The organism is Planctomycetota bacterium (assembly GCA_035574235.1).
Classification (GTDB): Bacteria; Planctomycetota; MHYJ01; order MHYJ01; family JACPRB01; genus DATLZA01.
The window spans coordinates 1-17,819 of record DATLZA010000102.1; the positions used below are offsets into that span (position 1 = coordinate 1).

General features: G+C 66.5%; 19 protein-coding genes. All 19 read left to right on the forward strand.

The annotated features are described in order from the left end of the window. Positions 1–202 (forward strand): ribosomal protein L7/L12 (locus VNO22_08705; GenBank protein HXG61440.1); only part of this gene is annotated, 202 nt, incomplete at its 5' end. 57 nt (positions 203–259) lie between these two features. Next, positions 260–3,934, forward strand: coding sequence for a DNA-directed RNA polymerase subunit beta (rpoB, locus tag VNO22_08710; protein ID HXG61441.1), 3,675 nt, complete (start codon positions 260–262; stop codon positions 3,932–3,934). A gap of 64 nt (positions 3,935–3,998) precedes the next feature. After that, a complete protein-coding gene (gene rpoC, locus VNO22_08715) occupies positions 3,999–8,096 on the forward strand; it encodes a DNA-directed RNA polymerase subunit beta' (protein HXG61442.1) in 4,098 nt (1,365 codons plus the stop codon). Positions 8,097–8,142: 46 nt separating this feature from the next. Further along, complete coding sequence (gene rpsL / locus VNO22_08720) at positions 8,143–8,514, forward strand: 30S ribosomal protein S12 (protein ID HXG61443.1); 372 nt, start codon at positions 8,143–8,145, stop codon at positions 8,512–8,514. Between the two features lie 15 nt (positions 8,515–8,529). Then, positions 8,530–9,003 carry a 30S ribosomal protein S7 gene (rpsG, locus tag VNO22_08725; GenBank protein ID HXG61444.1) on the forward strand — a complete coding sequence of 158 codons (474 nt, stop codon included), beginning with the start codon at positions 8,530–8,532 and terminating at the stop codon, positions 9,001–9,003. Between the two features lie 15 nt (positions 9,004–9,018). Next, positions 9,019–11,073, forward strand: a complete 2,055-nt coding sequence (fusA, locus tag VNO22_08730; GenBank protein ID HXG61445.1) for an elongation factor G — start codon at positions 9,019–9,021, stop codon at positions 11,071–11,073. A 175-nt stretch (positions 11,074–11,248) separates the two neighbouring features. Further along, complete coding sequence (gene rpsJ / locus VNO22_08735; protein HXG61446.1) at positions 11,249–11,569, forward strand: 30S ribosomal protein S10; 321 nt, start codon at positions 11,249–11,251, stop codon at positions 11,567–11,569. Positions 11,570–11,571: 2 nt separating this feature from the next. Next, positions 11,572–12,225: a 50S ribosomal protein L4 gene (rplD, locus tag VNO22_08740; protein ID HXG61447.1), complete on the forward strand. Its 654-nt coding sequence runs from the start codon at positions 11,572–11,574 to the stop codon at positions 12,223–12,225. After that, a complete protein-coding gene (rplW, locus tag VNO22_08745) occupies positions 12,222–12,512 on the forward strand; it encodes a 50S ribosomal protein L23 (GenBank protein ID HXG61448.1) in 291 nt (96 codons plus the stop codon). The genes rplD and rplW overlap by 4 nt, the downstream gene beginning before the upstream one ends. Before the next feature lies 1 nt (position 12,513). Next, positions 12,514–13,368 carry a 50S ribosomal protein L2 gene (gene rplB, locus VNO22_08750; protein ID HXG61449.1) on the forward strand — a complete coding sequence of 285 codons (855 nt, stop codon included), beginning with the start codon at positions 12,514–12,516 and terminating at the stop codon, positions 13,366–13,368. 6 nt (positions 13,369–13,374) lie between these two features. Further along, positions 13,375–13,683 (forward strand): 30S ribosomal protein S19, encoded by a 309-nt coding sequence (rpsS, locus tag VNO22_08755; protein HXG61450.1) that lies wholly within the window; start codon positions 13,375–13,377, stop codon positions 13,681–13,683. Then, positions 13,684–14,244, forward strand: a complete 561-nt coding sequence (rplV, locus tag VNO22_08760; GenBank protein HXG61451.1) for a 50S ribosomal protein L22 — start codon at positions 13,684–13,686, stop codon at positions 14,242–14,244. It begins immediately after the preceding gene. Continuing rightward, positions 14,245–14,916 carry a 30S ribosomal protein S3 gene (rpsC, locus tag VNO22_08765; GenBank protein ID HXG61452.1) on the forward strand — a complete coding sequence of 224 codons (672 nt, stop codon included), beginning with the start codon at positions 14,245–14,247 and terminating at the stop codon, positions 14,914–14,916. A gap of 21 nt (positions 14,917–14,937) precedes the next feature. After that, positions 14,938–15,348, forward strand: a complete 411-nt coding sequence (gene rplP / locus VNO22_08770; GenBank protein ID HXG61453.1) for a 50S ribosomal protein L16 — start codon at positions 14,938–14,940, stop codon at positions 15,346–15,348. Next, complete coding sequence (rpmC, locus tag VNO22_08775; GenBank protein ID HXG61454.1) at positions 15,341–15,550, forward strand: 50S ribosomal protein L29; 210 nt, start codon at positions 15,341–15,343, stop codon at positions 15,548–15,550. The genes rplP and rpmC overlap by 8 nt, the downstream gene beginning before the upstream one ends. Beyond that, on the forward strand, positions 15,525–15,977 hold the full coding sequence (locus VNO22_08780) for a TraR/DksA C4-type zinc finger protein (protein ID HXG61455.1): 453 nt from the start codon (positions 15,525–15,527) through the stop codon (positions 15,975–15,977). The genes rpmC and VNO22_08780 overlap by 26 nt, the downstream gene beginning before the upstream one ends. Before the next feature lie 11 nt (positions 15,978–15,988). Continuing rightward, on the forward strand, positions 15,989–16,555 hold the full coding sequence (lspA, locus tag VNO22_08785; protein ID HXG61456.1) for a signal peptidase II: 567 nt from the start codon (positions 15,989–15,991) through the stop codon (positions 16,553–16,555). Next, positions 16,552–17,508 (forward strand): dihydroorotate dehydrogenase, encoded by a 957-nt coding sequence (locus VNO22_08790; GenBank protein HXG61457.1) that lies wholly within the window; start codon positions 16,552–16,554, stop codon positions 17,506–17,508. Before lspA ends, VNO22_08790 begins: the two co-directional genes overlap by 4 nt. A gap of 11 nt (positions 17,509–17,519) precedes the next feature. Then, on the forward strand, positions 17,520–17,795 hold the full coding sequence (locus tag VNO22_08795) for a hypothetical protein (protein HXG61458.1): 276 nt from the start codon (positions 17,520–17,522) through the stop codon (positions 17,793–17,795). Positions 17,796–17,819 lie beyond the last annotated feature (24 nt).

Below are 17,819 nucleotides of genomic sequence, written 5' to 3' on the forward strand. Positions count from 1 at the left end.
CGACGTGATTCTGAAGAGCGGCGGGGCCAACAAGATCAACGTGATCAAGGTGGTGCGGGCGGCGACGAACCTGGGGCTGAAGGAAGCCAAGGACCTGGTGGACAAGGGCGGGCAGCCGGTCAAGACCGGGATTCCCAAGGAAGAAGCCGAGAAGCTCGCCAAGGAGCTCAAGGACGCCGGCGCCGAGGTGGAGATCAAGTAGCTCGTTCGGCGCGGCGGCGAGGCCCGTGCCCCTTCGTGCTTACTTTGAGGTAGTTCGATGACGGAAACGATCCGGTTTGGACGTTTCAAGAACATCCTGGACGTGCCGGCCCTCACGGAGCTGCACGTGAAGGCGTACGACCGCTTCCTTCAGCGGGACGTGGCGCCGGACAAGCGCGTGGATTGGGGTCTGGAATCGATCCTCCGGGAGACCTTCCCCATCAAGAATTACGACGGGACGGTCGCCCTCGAGTACGTGCACTACGAGATCGGCCAGCCCCGCTACACCCCCGAGGAGTGCCGGATGCTTCGGCTCACCTACGGGGCGCCGCTGAAGGTGCGGCTGCGCCTGGTGCGGCCCGAGGGGCCGATCGAGGAGGACGTGTACCTCGGCGAGATTCCGCTCATGATCGGCGGAGGCGCCTTCATCGTCAACGGCGCCGAGCGCGTCCTGGTCAACCAGCTTCACCGGTCTCCGGGCATCGACTTCATGGAGGAGCGGGTCGGGGACCGCAAGATCCACTCCTGCTGGATCGTGCCGGAACGCGGAAGCTGGATCGAGATCTCGGTCACCAAGCGGGACAGCGTCGCGATCCGCATCGACCAGGGCGGAAAGATCCCGGCGACCACGTTCCTGCGGGCCTGCTCGCCGGAGTTCTCCACGAACGCCGACATCATCCGCGTGTTCCACGAGACCCAGGAGGTCAAGCTCTCGGCCGCGGAGGAGGAGGCGCTCGTTGGAAAGGTCGTTGTCCAGGACGTCGTGGATCCCCAGAAGAACGAGAAGATCCTGGCCAGCGGGCAGAGGATCGCCAAGGGGATGGTCAAGCTCATGGAGGAGGCGGGGCTCAAGACGGTCGAGATCGTCGCCCGCCTGGACGACACCCTCATCCTCAACACGCTCGAGGAGGACGACACCCACTCCCACGAGGAGGCCCTTCTCAAGATCTACGGCCGCCTGCGTCCCGGGACGCCGCAGACGCCGGACAAGGCCAAGCAGCTCTTTTACGAACGGTTCTTCGACCCGCAGCGGTACCGTCTGGGGCGCGTGGGCCGGTTCCGGCTGAACCGGAAATTCGGGATGACCGTCCCGGAGACGGAGATGACGGTCCAGAAGGACGACGTCGTCCACTCGATCAAGTACATCATGAAGATGCGGCGGGGGGAGGGCGCTCCCGACGACATCGACCACCTGGGCAACCGCCGGGTGCGGACGATCGACGAGCTGGCCGGCGAGGAGGTGCGCAAGGGCTTCCTGCGCCTGAAGCGGTCGATCCTGGAACGCCTGAACATGGCGGTCCAGGACAACCTGACGCCCAAGAGCCTGATCAATTCGAAGACGGTTTCGAGCGCGATCGAGTACTTCTTCGGCCGCAGCGAGCTTTCGCAGGTGATCGACCAGACGAACCCGCTCTCCCAGCTGACGCACGAGCGGCGCCTGTCGGCCCTGGGGCCGGGCGGCCTGAACCGCAAGCGGGCCGGCTTCGAGGTGCGCGACGTGCACATCTCGCACTACGGGCGGGTGTGCCCGATCGAGACGCCGGAAGGCACCAACATCGGCCTGATCTCGTCCCTGGCGATTTACGCGAGCGTGGACGACTACGGGTTCCTCACGGCGCCGTACCGGGTGGTCAAGAACGGGCGGATCACCGACGAGGTCGTTCACCTGCGGGCCGACGAGGAGGTGGACAAGATCATGGCGCCGGCGGACGTCCAGACCGACAAGGACGGCCGCATTCACGGCTCCCGCGTCATGGGCCGGGTCAACGGCGAGTTCCAGTTCGTGGAGCCCGAGAAGATCCAGTACGTGGACGTGTCCCCGGCGCAGATCGTCGGGGTGTCCGCGTCGCTGATCCCGTTCCTGGAGCATGACGACGCGAACCGCGCGCTCATGGGATCCAACATGCAGCGCCAGGCGGTGCCGCTCGTTCTGACGGAGCCGCCCGTCGTGGCCACGGGGATGGAACGGTACGTGGCCGAGAACTCGGACATGGTCGTGAAGGCCCAGGAGGACGGCGTTGTCCGCAAAGCCACGGCCACCGAGATCGTCGTGCGGACGTCGGCGGGACGGGAGGTCGTCCACCGCCTGCGCAAGTATTACGGCCTGAACGAGCGCACCTGCCTCAACCAGAAGCCGATTGTCCGGGAGGGGGACCGGGTCCGCAAGGGCCAGGTGATCGCCGACGGGCCTTCGACGTGCCAGGGAGAGCTGGCGCTGGGGCGAAACGTGCTGGTCGCGTTCATGCCCTGGGACGGCTACAACTTCGAAGACGCGATCATCGTCTCCGAGCGGCTGGTCAAGGAGGACGCGTACACCTCGATCCACATCGAGGAGTTCGAGGTCGAGATCCGCGAGACCAAGCTCGGCAAGGAGGAGTTCACCCGGGACATCCCGAACGTTTCGGAGAAGATGCTCCGGAACCTCAACGAGGACGGCGTCGTCAAGGTGGGCACGCGGGTGAAGGCCGGGGACATCCTGGTCGGAAAGGTGGCCCCGAAGTCCAAGAGCGAGCTCACCCCGGAGGAGAAGCTGCTGCACGCCATCTTCGGCCGGGCCGGCGAGGACGTCAAGAACGAGTCCCTCGAGGTGCCTTCGGGCGTCGAGGGGATCGTGATCGATACGCGAAAGTTCTTCCGCAAGACGAATCTGTCGCCGGCCGAGAAGAAGAAGGTGAAGGAGGAGACCCGGCAGATCGAGAAGGAGATGTACAAGCGGATGAACGAGCTCATCGAGCACGCTCTGGACGACCTCAAGGACGTCCTGGGGCGCGCGCCCGTGAAGGGGTTCGAATACGGACCCAAGGGCTCGGTCAAGGATCTCCGCCAGCTCAAGGAGAAGCTCTCGATCGCGGGGATGGACATCAAGGGGCGCCGTCAGTACGAGGACGCGGAAGCCATTCTCCGGAACCTCTTCCAGCAGGTGGAGGCGCTCGAGAACGAGCGGGAGAAGCGCATCAACCAGCTGACCCGCGGGGAGGAGCTGCCCACCGGGGTGCTCGAGATGGTCAAGGTGTACGTGGCCACGAAGCGCAACCTCTCCGTGGGCGACAAGGTGGCCGGACGGCACGGCAACAAGGGGGTCATCGCGCGGATCCTGCCGGAGGAGGACATGCCGTTCCTGGAGGACGGCACGCCGGTGGACATCGTCCTGAATCCCCTGGGCGTGCCGAGCCGCATGAACGTGGGGCAGATCCTGGAGACGCACCTCGGGTGGGCGTGCCGGCGGCTGGGCCTCCGGGCGATTACGCCGCCGTTCGACGGCGCCAAGGAGAGCGAGATCGAGGACCTGCTCGAGAAGGCGGGGCTGCCGCGCCACGGCAAGGTCACGCTCCACGACGGCCGCACGGGCGAGCCCTTCGACGAGAAGGTCACGGTGGGCGTCATGTACATCATGAAGCTCCACCACCTGGTCGACGACAAGATCCACGCCCGCGCCACGGGGCCGTACTCGCTCATCACCCAGCAGCCGCTGGGCGGAAAGGCGCGCGCGGGCGGGCAGCGGTTCGGCGAAATGGAGGTCTGGGCGCTGGAGGCCTATGGAGCGGCCAACGTCCTCCAGGAGCTTCTGACCGTGAAGTCCGACGACGTGGACGGACGCACCAAGATCTACGAGTCGATGGTGCGCGGGGAGAACATCCTGGAGCCCGGCACCCCGGTCTCGTTCGAGGTGCTCTGCAACGAGATCAAGGGGCTGGGGCTGAGCCTGAAGCTCGAGAAACAGAAGGAAATGTGAGATCGGACGGCGGGGGCGCCGCCCCGGCGGGCGGGCCCCGATTCGAACCTTCGAGGGACTTTCGATGGAATTGATGTACGACCGCATCAACGAGTACAGCGCGGTGACCATCAAGCTCGCCTCGCCGGAAGAGATCCGCAGCTGGTCTTACGGTGAGGTCAAGAAGCCCGAGACCATCAACTACCGGACCTATCGGCCGGAGAAGGACGGCCTGTTCTGCGAGCGCATTTTCGGTCCCGAGAAGGACTGGGAATGCTTCTGCGGAAAGTACAAGGGGATCAAGTACAAGGGCATCGTCTGCGACCGCTGCGGGGTGGAGATCACGCAGGCGCGCGTGCGCCGGAAGCGGATGGGCCACATCAACCTGGCCGCTCCCTGCGCGCACATCTGGTTCTTCAAGACCATCCCCTCCCGCATCGGGAGCCTGCTGGCGATGAAGACCAGCCAGCTGGAGCGCGTCATCTACTACCAGGACTACATCGTCACCGAGGTCCGGTCCAAGCGCTGCCCCCTCAAGGAGAAACAGCTTCTCACCGAGGAGCAGTATCGCGAGGCCCGCGAGCGCTACCGGGAGGATTTCGAGGCGGACATGGGCGCCGCCGCGGTCCGCACCCTTCTCCAGAAGGTGGACCTCAAGGCGCTGTCGGAGAGCCTTCGGGCCGAGCTCGGCAAGACGGCCTCCGCGCAGAAGATCAAGGATATCGTCAAGCGGCTCAAGACCGTCGAGATGCTCATCGAGAGCGGGAACAAGCCCGAGTGGATGATCATGACGGTCATCCCGGTCATCCCTCCCGATCTGCGGCCGCTGGTGCTTCTGGACAGCGGGAACTTCGCGACCAGCGACCTGAACGACCTTTACCGGCGGCTCATCAACCGGAACAACCGCCTCAAGAAGCTTCTGGAGCTCAACGCGCCCGAGGTCATCATCCGCAACGAGAAGCGCATGCTCCAGCAGTCGCTGGACGCCCTCTTCGACAACACGCGGTGCCGCCGGCCCGTCCTGGGGTCCAACAACCGGCCCCTCAAGTCCCTGTCCGACATCATCAAGGGCAAGCAGGGGCGCTTCCGGGAGAACCTCCTCGGCAAGCGCGTGGATTATTCGGCCCGCTCGGTGATCGTCGTGGGCCCGGAGCTCAAGCTGCACCAGTGCGGCCTGCCCAAGAAGATCGCCCTGGAGCTTTATCAGCCGTTCATCATCCGGCGGCTCAAGGAGCTGGGGAAGGCCGACACGATCAAGAGCGCCAAGAAGATGCTGGAGCGGCGCGACGAGAGCGTGTGGGACATCCTGGAGGAGGTCATCAAAGATCATCCGGTTCTGCTCAACCGCGCGCCGACGCTGCACCGCATGGGCATCCAGGCCTTCCAGCCCGTGCTCGTCGAGGGCAACGCCATCGAGCTGCATCCCCTCGTCTGCACCGGATTCAACGCGGACTTCGACGGCGACCAGATGGCGGTGCACCTGCCCCTCTCGTACGAGGCGCAGATCGAGGCGCACACGCTCATGATGTCCACCCAGAACGTGTTCTCGCCGGCCCACGGCAACCCCGTGATTTCGCCGACGCAGGACATGGTCCTGGGGATCTACTACCTCACCCTGGCGCGACAGGATCTTCCGGGGGGCGGCAAGGTCTACGCCTCCCCCCATGAGGCCATCCTGGCCTACGACATGGGGAAGACGCACATTCATGCGGTCGTTCAGGTGCGCTACCCGGGCACCAAGATCTTCCTTCAGTCGAAGAACTCCCAGGAGCAGCTCACGAACGCCCGCGTCAAGACGACCGTCGGCCGTCTCCTTTTCAACGAGATCCTGCCGCCGGAGATGCCCTTCTTCAACTACGAGCTCGACAAGAAGGGGATCCAGGACGTCATCAACCGCTGCCACCGGCTCTGCGGCAAGGAGGCGACGCTCCGGCTCCTGGACGCGCTCAAGGAGCTGGGCTTCAAGTACGCGACCCGCGCCGGGATCTCCTTCTCCAAGGACGACATGACGATCCCGCCGGACAAGGAGAAGATCATCCGCGAAACCCAGGAGCGGGTGGACCGCATCGAGCGCAACTACCAGCGCGGGGCGCTCACCCCCGGCGAGAGGTACAACCAGATCATCGACGAGTGGACCCATTGCCGCGAGCGCGTCACCGAGGCCATGATGGCCGAGCTGCGCGTGGACCAGCGCGACGGCAAGCCCTTCCTCAACCCCATCCGCCTCATGGTGGACTCGGGCGCCCGCGGCAGCCAGGATCAGGTGCGGCAGCTCGCCGGCATGCGCGGCCTCATGGCCAAGCCGTCCGGCAAGATCATCGAGACGCCGATCCTGTCGAACTTCCGCGAGGGCCTCACGGTCCTCGAGTACTTCTCCTCCACCCACGGCGCCCGCAAGGGCCTGGCCGACACGGCCCTCAAGACCGCCGACGCGGGCTATCTCACCCGGAAGCTCGTGGACGTGGCCCAGAGCGTCGTCGTGACGACGGAAGACTGCGGGACGCTCAACGGCATCACCAAGGGCGTCATCTACAAGGGCGAGAAGGTCGAGGTCTCCCTGGCCCAGTCGATCTACGGGCGCATCGCCCGGGACACGATCACCGATATCGTCACCGACGAGATCCTGGTCCGCGAGAACGACATCATCACCGAAGAGGTCGCCCGGAAGATCGAGAACATCGGCTTCACGAAGATCCGCGTGCGGTCTCCGCTGACCTGCGAGGCGTCCAACGGCATCTGCGCCCGCTGCTACGGGATGGACCTTTCCCTCGGGACCCTGGTTGAGGAGGGTACGGCCGTCGGCATCATCGCGGCCCAGTCCATCGGCGAGCCGGGCACGCAGCTGACGATGCGGACGTTCCACATCGGCGGCGTCGCGGTCAAGACGGCCGAGGAGTCCAAGATCTTCTCCAAGAGCAAGGGCGTCGTGAAGCTCGTCAACGTCAAGGTCGTGCCCACGCGGGACGAGCAGCTCATCGTCGTCAACCGGAACGGCGAGCTGGTCCTTGTCGACGAGAAGGACCGCGAGATCGAGAAGTACATCCTGCCCTCGGGTTCCTACCTGCGGGTCCGCGAGGGGGCCAAGGTCAAGCCGCGGGAGCTCCTGGCCCAGTGGGACCCGCACAACGTGCCCATCATCGCGGGAAAGGACGGCGTCGTCCGCTACGAGGACATCAAGAAGGGCGAGACGATGCAGGAGGAGCGCGACCCGCGCTCGGGCGTGCTCCGGCGCGTCATCATGGAACACAAGGGCGAGCTGCACCCGCAGCTCGTCATCTCGGACGAGAAGGGCGTGGTGCTCGAGGTGCACCCGCTGCCGGAAAAGGCCCACATCGAGGTGGAGGAGGGCCAGAAGGTCAAGGCGGGCGTGATTCTCGCCAAGAACCCCCGCGAGATCGGCGGCACCCAGGACATCACGGGCGGCCTGCCGCGGGTGACGGAGCTCTTCGAGGCCCGCAAGCCCAAGGAGCCCGCCGTGATCGCCGAGATCGACGGGATCGTCGAGCTCGGGGAGAAGAAACGCGGCCGCCGCACGATCCTCGTGAAGAACGAGGAGACGGGGATCGAGAAGCCCCACGTGGTGCCGCTCGGACGCCACATCCGCGTCCACACGGGCGACCGGGTGCGCGCGGGCGACCCCCTCATCGAAGGGCCGCTCGTCCCGCACGACATCCTGCGCATCCGCGGGGAAGAGGAAGCCCAGCAGTACATCCTCCGCGAGGTGCAGTCCGTCTATCGGGCCCAGAACGTCACGATCAACGACAAGCATGTGGAGCTGATCATCGCGCAGATGATGCGCAAGGTCCGCATCCAGAATCCGGGCGACACGCCGTTCCTTCCCAACGCGGTCGTGGACAAGTTCCGCGTGCGGGACGAGAACAACAAGGCGCGGAAGGCGGGCAAGAAGCCGGCCACGTTCAAGCCCCTGCTCCTCGGCGTCACCAAGGCCGCCATCCAGTCGGAGAGCTTCATCGCGGCCGCCTCCTTCCAGGAGACGACCAAGGTCCTCACGGACGCGGCCCTGGCCGGACGGCGCGACGAACTGGTGGGGCTCAAGGAGAACGTCATCGTCGGCCACATGGTCCCGGCCGGCACCGGTTTCAAGAAATACCTCAACATGAAGCTCCACCGCGAGGAGCCCCAGGTGGAACCGCCCGCGCAGGAGGAACTGGTGCCGGCGTAGAGGGCCGGTTGACTTCAAGGAAAGGATCCCTATAATAGGCGGGCCTATGCCGACGATCAACCAGCTGGTCCGGAACGGGCGGCGCAAGCCGAAGTACAAGTCCAAGTCGCCCGTCCTGGAGTCCAACCCGCAGAAGCGCGGCGTGTGTCTTATCGTCAAGACGATGACGCCCAAGAAACCCAACTCCGCCCTGCGGAAGATCGCCCGCGTCCGGCTCTCCAGCGGCCGCGAGACGACCGCCTATATCCCGGGCGAGGGGCACAACCTCCAGGAGCACTCCATCGTGCTCGTGCGCGGCGGCCGCGTGCGCGACCTGCCGGGCGTGCGGTACCATATCATCCGCGGCACGCTCGACTGCGCCGGCGTCGAGGACCGCAAGACCAGCCGCTCCAAGTACGGCGTCAAGAAGCCGAAGTAGCAGCGAGGAAGAGCGATGCCCGCCAAGTTCAAGTCCTTCGAACACCTCCTGAGGCCGGACCCCCGCTTCAAGAACAAGATGGTGGGGAAGTTCATCAACTGCCTCATGCGGGGAGGCAAGAAGTCGCTGGCCCAGCAGATCTTCTACGACGCCCTCGGCGAGGTGAAAAAGAAGGTGCCCGACAAGGAGCCCGTGGACATCTTCCTGACCGCCATCAATAACGTCAAACCCGTCATTGAGGTGCGCTCCCGGCGCGTCGGCGGCGCCACCTACCAGGTCCCCGTCCCCGTGCCCGCCAAGCGCCAGATCTCCCTGGCCTACCGCTGGATCATCGGCGCCGCCCGCGGGAAGAAGGGCCGGCCCATGCACCTCAAGCTCGCCGACGAGCTGCATGCCGCCTACCGCGGCGAGGGCGAGGCCATGAAGAAGCGCGAGGACGTCCACAAGATGGCGGAAGCCAACAAGGCTTTCGCCCACCTCGCGTACTAGGGCCGCCGCCATGGGGTGAGCCTCGAACGGATCCGCAACTTCGGCATCATCGCCCACATCGACGCCGGAAAGACCACGACCACGGAGCGCGTCCTCTTCTACACGCGCAAAATCCACAAGGTCGGCAACGTCGACGAGGGCACCACCGAGACGGACTGGCACCCCGAAGAGCGCCGCCGGGGGATCTCCATCTTTTCGGCCGCCGTCACCTGCGAGTGGCGAGGCCACATGCTCAACCTCATCGACACGCCCGGACACGTGGACTTCACCGCCGAGGTCGAACGGTCCCTCCGGGTGCTCGACGGCGCCGTCGTTGTCTTCGACGCGGTTCACGGCGTGGAGGCCCAGTCCGAAACCGTCTGGCGCCAGGCCGTCCGGTACGGCGTTCCCCGCCTGGTCTACGTCAACAAGATGGATCGCCCCGGCGCCTCCTATGAGGGCGCCCTCGAGTCCATGAGGCGCAAGCTGTCCGCCCGTCCCGTCCCCGTCACGATCCCGTGCGGCGCGGAATCGGCCTTCCGCGGGGTCATCGACCTTCTGTCCATGACCCTTCTGACCTTTCAGGGCGAACGCGGCGAGGAGGTTCAGCGGGCGCCCCTTCCGGACGAGCTCCGGGCCGAGGCGGAGATGTACCGCGAAAGCCTCGTCGAGACCGCCAGCGAGTTCTCCGACGAGGTGCTGGCCGGCGCCCTCGAGGGGCGGCCCGTTCCGGAGGCGGCCCTCCGCGCCGCCCTGCGCGCCGGCGCCGTCGCGGGGAAAATCCAACCCGCCTACGCCGGTTCGTCGCTTCACAACCAGGGCGTCCAGCCGCTGCTCGACGGAGTGGTGGACTTCCTTCCCTCGCCGGCCGACGTGCCCGTGGTCTCCGGGCGCGATCCCGAAACCGACGAGCCCCGCTCCCTGGACCTGCGCAAGGACCGCGTCCTGTGCGCCCTGGCCTTCAAGACGGAGACGGACAAGCACGGGGAACTGACGTACGTGCGCGTCTACACGGGGACGCTGCGCGCGGGGGACGCCTTCTACAACCCCCGTCTGGGCCGCATGGAGCGCACCCAGCAGATGTACCGCATGTTTTCCCACGCCCGCGCGGAGAGCCTCCTTGAAGCCGGACCCGGCGAAATCGTCGCCCTCGTGGGCCTCAAGCAGACGATGACCGGAGACACGCTCTGCGACCGCAAGCGCCCGATCGTTCTGGAGGCCATGCGCTTTCCCGAGCCGGTCCTTTCCGTGTCCATCGAGCCGCGCTCCAGCGCGGACAAGGACAAGCTCGACGAGGTGCTGCGCCGCCTGATGAAGGACGATCCCACATTCAAGGTGGGACAGGATCCGGACACGGGCCAGACGATCCTGCACTGCATGGGGGAGCTTCATGCGGAGATTCTTCTCTACCGGATCCGCAACGAGTTCAACGTGCCCGCCAATATCGGCGAGCCCCGCGTGGCCTACCGCGAGGCGATCCTGGCCCCCGCGCGGGCCGAGGAGCGCTGCGCGGTGAAAGCGGGGGAGAAAACGCTCTTCGGGCATGTGGAGCTGGAGCTTCGGCCCAGCCCGGGGGCCCTGGCTCCGGTCGTGAAGGTGGAGCTTCCGCCCGATCGGGAGAAGGATCTGCGGCGGTTCCTCCCGGCGATCAAGGAAGGGGCGCTTTCCGCGGCGGGGTCGGGGGCGCTGGCCGGGTTCCCGATGATCTATCTCGAAGTGGCGGTCGTCGGCGGATCGGTCACGCCGGAATCGGCCGAGCCGGCCTACAGCGCCGCCGCGGTCAACGCCTTCGCCAGGGCGCTCCGGGAGGCTCCTTCGACGATTCTCGAGCCGCACATGAAGTTCGAGGTGACGGTTCCCGACGAATACGCCGGAGGGGTCCTCCACGACCTGCAGCGCCGGGGGGCGGAAATCACGGACGTGTCGGCCGCGGGAGGCGCCCGGTCGATCCGCGGGCACGTGCCGCTGTCGAAGATGTTCGGGTACACGACGACGCTGCGGTCGCTCACCCAGGGGCGGGGGCAGCATCTGCTGGAACCCTTCGAATACCGGCCGCTGCCGCCCGAGGAACTGGAGCGGTTCAAAGGATAAGGGGGGAAATAAAAAAACGGGCGCCGTCTCGCCCCGATGGCGCCCGCCGGACGGACGTCCGTCCCATAAATAATACGTTCGCGGGACCGTCGGCGGGAGGAAAAAATTCCGCGCGGTCCCGCCGGGCGTTTCGCTTGACTTCGAAAATCGCGTTTGTATACTAACGGCTCGCTTTATGGCCCAGAGAATACGCATTCGGATCGAAGGCTACGACCACGAGATCATCGACCAGTCGGCGATGGAGATCGTCAACACCGCCAAGCGCACGGGCGCCAAGGTGCGCGGTCCCATCCCGCTGCCCACGAAGATCGAGCGGATCACCGTGCTGCGTTCCCCTCACGTGGACAAGAAGTCCCGCGAGCAGTACGAGATCCGGACCCACAAGCGCGTCGTCGATATCACCGAACCCACGGCCAAGACGATCGACGAGCTGCGGAACCTCAACATGCCCGCGGGCGTCGACATCCGCGTCAAGGCCATGCTGGACGAGAAGTAGCCATGGCGGAACTTCCTCTCTACGCGAAGGACGGGTCGAACGCCGGCACGATCACGGTGGACGAGAAGGTCTTCGGCGACAAGGTCCGCAAGCGCCTCCTTCACCAGGTGATCGTGATCTACGAAGCCAACCGGCGCGAAGGAAACGCCCACACGAAGACCCGGGGCGAGGTCGAGGGGTCCACGCGCAAACCCTGGCCTCAGAAGCATACGGGGCGCGCCCGGGCCGGAACGATCCGCTCGCCGCTGTGGGTCAAGGGCGGCGTGGTCTTCGGCCCGCGCAAGCGGGAATACCGCCTGACCCTTACCGATTCCATGCGCCGCGCGGCCCTCGACAGCGCGCTTCTCGGAAAGATTCGTGACAAGGAAGTCTCCGTCATCGAGGGCGTGGAGTTCTCCAAGCCCCGCACCAAGGATATGGCCGGTCTCCTTCGCCGGATCGGATTCACGCGGACGGTGCTCCTGGCCCTTCCCAAGGCGGAGCGGAATGTCTATCTTTCGGCCCGGAACCTTCAGGACGTCACGGTCCGTCCCGTCCAGGAACTCAACGCCTACGAGGTCCTTCGCCATAAGAATTTGCTTCTGACGCGCGAGGCGCTGGAGGCCCTTCTGGCCCGCCGGAAGGCCGCGGCGTCCGACGGGGGGGCCAAGGCATGAAGAACCCCTGGGAAATCATCCGCAAGCCCCTCGTCACCGAGAAGTCGATGGCGAAACAGCAGAAAGGCGTTTACACCTTCATCGTCGCCCGGGAAGCGACCAAGCCCGAGATCAAGAACGCCGTCGAGCAGGCGTTCCGGGACAAGAACATCCGGGTGGGCGAGGTGCGCGTCGTCAACGTGAAGGGCAAGAGCAAGCGGATGAAGAACCAGGTTCTGGAGGGCCGCCGCCGGGACTGGAAGAAGGCGTACGTGACCCTCGTCGAAGGAAGGCTGGACATCATCTGATATGCCGGTACGGGAATACAAGCCGATCACGCCGGGCCGCCGCGGGGCCACGGTTTCGGACTTCTCGGACATCACCAAGACGGAGCCCGAGAAGCGCCTGACCGAGGCGCTGCGCAAGACCGGCGGGCGCAACAACGTGGGGCGCCTCTCCGTCCGCCACATCGGCGGCGGCCACAAGCGGCGTTACCGGGTCATTGACTTCCGGCGGGATAAGGACGACGTCCCCGGGGTCGTGGAAGCCATCGAGTACGATCCCAACCGGTCGCCCCGCATCGCGCTGGTCAAATATCGCGACGGTGAGCGCCGGTACATTCTGGCGCCGCAGGGGCTCAACGTGGGGGACGAGGTCCTCTCCGGCGAGAAAGTGGAGCCCAAGGTGGGCAACGCCATGCCCCTGAGGAACATCCCGACGGGGCTGCTCATCCATAACGTCGAATTGACGCCGGGGCGCGGCGGGCAGCTCGTGCGGAGCGCCGGCACGTTCGCGCAGCTTCTGGCCAAGGAAGGAAATTACGCGGACGTGCTTCTTCCCTCCGGGGAGATCCGCAAGATCCACGTGCGCTGCCGCGCCACGATCGGCCAGCTCGGCAACGCCGACTGGGCCAACGTGGTTCTCGGCAAGGCGGGGCGCAAGCGCTGGCTGGGCATTCGTCCGACCGTGCGCGGAAAGGCCATGAACCCGATTTCGCACCCCTGCGGCGGCGGCGACGGCCGCGGCGGCGTGGGGCGCCATCCGTGCAACTGGAAGGGGACCAAGCTCGCCAAGGGCGGCAAGACCCGCCGGGCCAAGAAGCCGTCGGGGCGCTTCATTGTGAGGTTCCGGCGCCAGGGTCCCCAGCAGAATACGCGAAGGTAACGCGCCATGAGCCGTTCGCTCAAGAAGGGGCCGTACGTCGATCCGAAGCTGGCGGCCAAGGTCGCCAAAGCCCGCTCCGCCGGAGCCCGCGATCCCATCAAGACCTGGTCGCGGCGGTCGACGATCGTTCCCGACTTCGTCAATCAGACGTTCCTGGTGCACAACGGAAAGACCTTCGTCAAGGTGTTCGTGACGGAGGACATGGTGGGGCACAAGCTCGGCGAGTTCGCCCCCACGCGCACGTTCCGGGGTCATCCGGGCACGCGCGAGGCGGCCGCCGCCGAAGGCAAGGCCCCGGCCGGAGGGAAGAGCTAGATGGCCGCCGTCGACGCCCCGACCTCCGCCCCGAAGGGCGATGCGCCCGCGGCTCTTCCGCCGCGGTTCACCGCGCGCCTGCGGTATGCGCGCATCTCGGCCCGGAAAATGCGGGCCGTCGTGGACCTCATCCGGGGGAAGGATTACAACACCGCCATCTCGATCCTGCGGGCGTGCCCCAAGCGGGGCGCCATGTTCTGCAAGAAGCTTCTCGAGAGCGCCTACGGGAACGCCGTCAATGAGGCGCGGGAACGGAACCTCGACCTCGACGGGAACCGCCTCCACCTCGTGGAAGCGCGCGTGGATCCGGGGCCGATGATCAAGCGGTGGCGGCCGTCGTCGGTGCGCCGTCCGTATATGATCCGCAAACGGCTCTGCCACGTGATCTTCACGCTGGAGGAGCGCGAGCTCAAGGAATCCAAGAAGGACCGGGCGCGCCGCCAGAAGGCGGAGCGGCAGCGCGCCAAGGCGGCCGCGGGCGCGGCCGCGCCGGGAGGCGGCAAGGGCGCCGCCCCCGAGAAGCCCCCCGGACCCGCCCCGACGACGGAGGAGAAGAAGTAGATGGGCCAGAAGGTCAACCCGCTCGCCTTCCGTATGGGCGTCACCGACGTGTGGCGCTCGCGCTGGTACGCCGGGAAGAAGAATTTCGGCGACTGGCTCGTCCAGGACTACCGCATCCGGCAGTTCATCCGGAAGGAGTACGGGTTCGCCGGGATCGCCCGCATCGACGTCGAGCGCATCGGCGAGAAGGTGAAGGTGACCCTCTTCGCCGCGCGGCCCGGGCTTATTATCGGGAAGCGCGGCGCCAAGGTGGACAAGCTCAGCGAGGACGTCGGGGGCCTGGTCGGCCGCTCGGTCGAGGTGGACGTCAAGGAACTGGATAACCCCGAGCTCAATGCTCAGATCGTCGCGGAGGCGATCGCCGAGCAGCTCCAGAAGCGCTCCCCCTATCGCCGGACCATGCGGCGGTACGGGGAGATGGTCATGGATCTGGGCGCCAAGGGCGTCAAGCTCATCTGCAAGGGCCGCCTGGGCGGGGCCGAGATCGCCCGTTCGGAGCGGCTGGTTCTGGGCCGCATCCCCCTGAACACGCTGCGCGCGGACATCGACTACGGCACGGCCACCGCCGTTCTGACGAAGGGGACGATCGGCGTGAAGGTCTGGGTCTACAAGGGCGAGAAATTCGAGGAAAAGCGCAAACCCGTCCCCGCCGCCGCGGGGACCCCGGCGTAAGGACGGAAAGGATCAGGCGCCATGTTGATGCCCAAGCGGGTCAAGTACCGCAAGAGCCAGCGCGGCCGGATCAAGGGCGTGGCCACGCGGTGCAACCGCGTCGCCTTCGGCGATTTCGGCCTGATGTCCCTGGAATCCGGGTGGCTCTCCGCCAAGGAGATCGAGGCGGGCCGCGTGGCCGCCAGCCACGCCATGGGCACCGAGGGGCGCCTGTACATCCGCGTCTTCCCCCATAAATCCGTCACGGCCAAACCCGCGGAGGTCCGGATGGGCCAGGGCAAGGGCGAGCCGGAGTACTACGCCGCCGTCATCCGGCCGGGAACGGTCCTGTACGAGGTCGCCGGCGTCACCGAGGATTTCGCGCGCCAGCTTTTCAGCAACATCGCCCATAAGATGTCCCTCCGATGCAAGATGGTGCGCCGCCATGGCTAAGGGGAAGAAGAACTACCACGAGATGCCCGACGAGGAGCTCAAGCGGGAGCTCGACGGCCTCGTCCAGGGCCTGTTCAATCTGAGGTTTCGAAAGGTCACCGACGTCGTCGAGGACCCGGCGGCCTTCAAGAAGCACCGTCGCGAAATCGCCCGGATCAAGACCATCCTTCGCGCCCGTGAAATCAAAGCCGCAAAAAAGTAAAGCGTCCGGAAAATCCGCCGGAAAGGCCAAGGCCGACCCCGCGCCTTCGAAGGCCGGACTGAGCAAGTCCGAGCTCAACGAGTTCCGGGATCTCCTTCTTCATCGCAAGCGCGTCCTCCAGGGGGACGTCCGCGGCCTGGAGGGGGAGGCCATGAAAAAGGGACCCGACGGCGCGGGCGACCTGTCCACCCTTCCCATGCACCTGGCGGATCTGGGCACGGACAGCTTCGAACAGGACATCTCCCTGGGCCTCATGGAAAGCGAAAGCGACGAGCTTCAGCAGATCGAGGAGGCTCTCGAACGCATCCGCGACGGCAGCTTCGGACTCTGCGAGGGCTGCCACAAGAAAATTCCCAAGGAGCGCCTTCGCGCCATTCCCTACGCCCGCCTCTGCGTGCATTGCAAGAAGAAGGAAGAGGGCCTATAATCGAACGCGGTATGCGCCATGCCGCGCTCTTCCTGGCCATCGCCCTCACCGGCGCGGCCCTCGACCTGCTGACCAAGCACCTGGCCTTCCAGCACGTCCCCCGCGGCGGCGAGATCGTCGTCATCGACGGATTCTTCAGCCTGGGCCATACCACCAACCCGGGGATCATCTTCGGGAAGTTCCCCGCGGGCCGCACCCTCTGGCTCATCGTCTCCATCGCCGCCATCCCGGCGATCCTGGCCATCTTTTTCTCGGTCCGCAACCCGCGCTGGATCCTCACCGTCACCCTCGGCATGATCCTGGCCGGCACGCTGGGGAACATGTACGACCGCGTCTTCACCGCCGAGCACGCCGTCCGCGATTTCATCAAGTTCTACTACCGCACCGCGTCGGGCGAGGAACGCGTCTGGCCGCTCTTTAATCTGGCGGACTCCTACATCTGCGTGGGCGTCTTCCTCCTGTCGATCGAGATGCTCTTCTTCGACGAGAAGAAAAAGAAAAAGGCCCCCGCGCCTCCGGCCCCGGAGCCCGCCCCCGCGTCCGCGCCGTCCCCCGGCCCGGATCCCGCCGCCCCATGACGGCCGACCTCTCCGTCCGGCTCGGCCCCCTGGAACTGGCCAACCCGGTGCTCGTCGCCTCCGGAACCTTCGGCGCGCTCATGGATCGCGTCCTCGACGTCGGACGCCTCGGGGGCGTCGTCGAGAAAACCATCACCCTCGAGCCGCGCAAGGGCAACCCGCATCCCCGCGTGTGGGAAACCCCCGGCGGCATGCTCAACTCGATCGGACTGGACGGACCCGGCCTCGAAGGCTGGATCCGCAAGCGTTATCCCCAGGTGAAGGATTACCCCTGCCGCCTGATCCTCAGCGTCTCGGGCCGCACCGTCGAAGAGTTCGCGCTCCTCGTGCGGCGCCTGGACCAGCTTCCCCGCGTGGATGCCTTCGAGCTCAACATCTCCTGCCCGAACGTCTCCCATGGGATGGACTTCGCCACCGACCCGGCCCTCACCGAGCAGGTGGTGCGCCTCTGCAAGCGGGCCACCTCCCGCCCCGTCTTCGCCAAACTCACTCCCAACGTCACCGACATCGTCGCGATCGCCCGCGCCGCCGTCGCGGGCGGAGCCGACGGCCTTTCGGCCATCAACACGCTCCGGGGCATGGCCATCGACTGGAGGACCCGCCGGCCCTGCATCGGCGCCGTCACGGGCGGCCTTTCGGGCCCCGCCGTCCGCCCCGTCGCCGTCCGCATGGTCTGGGAAATCGCCGGCGCCCTCCCGGGCGTCCCCGTCCTCGGAATCGGGGGCATCACGACCGTCGACGACGCGCTCGAATTCATCGTGGCCGGCGCCTCGGCCGTCCAAGTGGGCACCGCCAACTTCCGCGATCCCGCCGCCGCCGCCCGCATCGTGGAGGCCCTCCCGGCCCGCCTGGCCGAGGCGGGCGTCGCGCGCGTGCGGGACCTCATCGGGACCTGCGCCGTCAAGCCGGGCGGCGGCTCGCCGTCCTTGCCCCCGGAGGGCGGACCGGTATAATACGGGGAAGGATGATCCCCCCCGTTCTGACCCTCCTGGTAGCCGGCGCCGCCCCCCTCTGGGGCCAGGGGGCGCGCTTCCCGGACGGGGCGCGGCTGGCCGTCCAGGCGGCGCCCGAGCCGGACCTTTCCGCCGCCGCCGTCCCCGCGCCCGCCGCGGAAGCCGCCGTCCCCGGTCCCGTTCGCCGCCCCTTCGTCCCCGGCGCCGCCGCGCCGTTCGCGTTCCCCGAAACCTCGGCGCCGCCCTCCTACGACTGGCGCTCGCCCGTCATCTTCGACGTCCCGTAGCCCCCCGGCTTCCGGTCCGTTCCC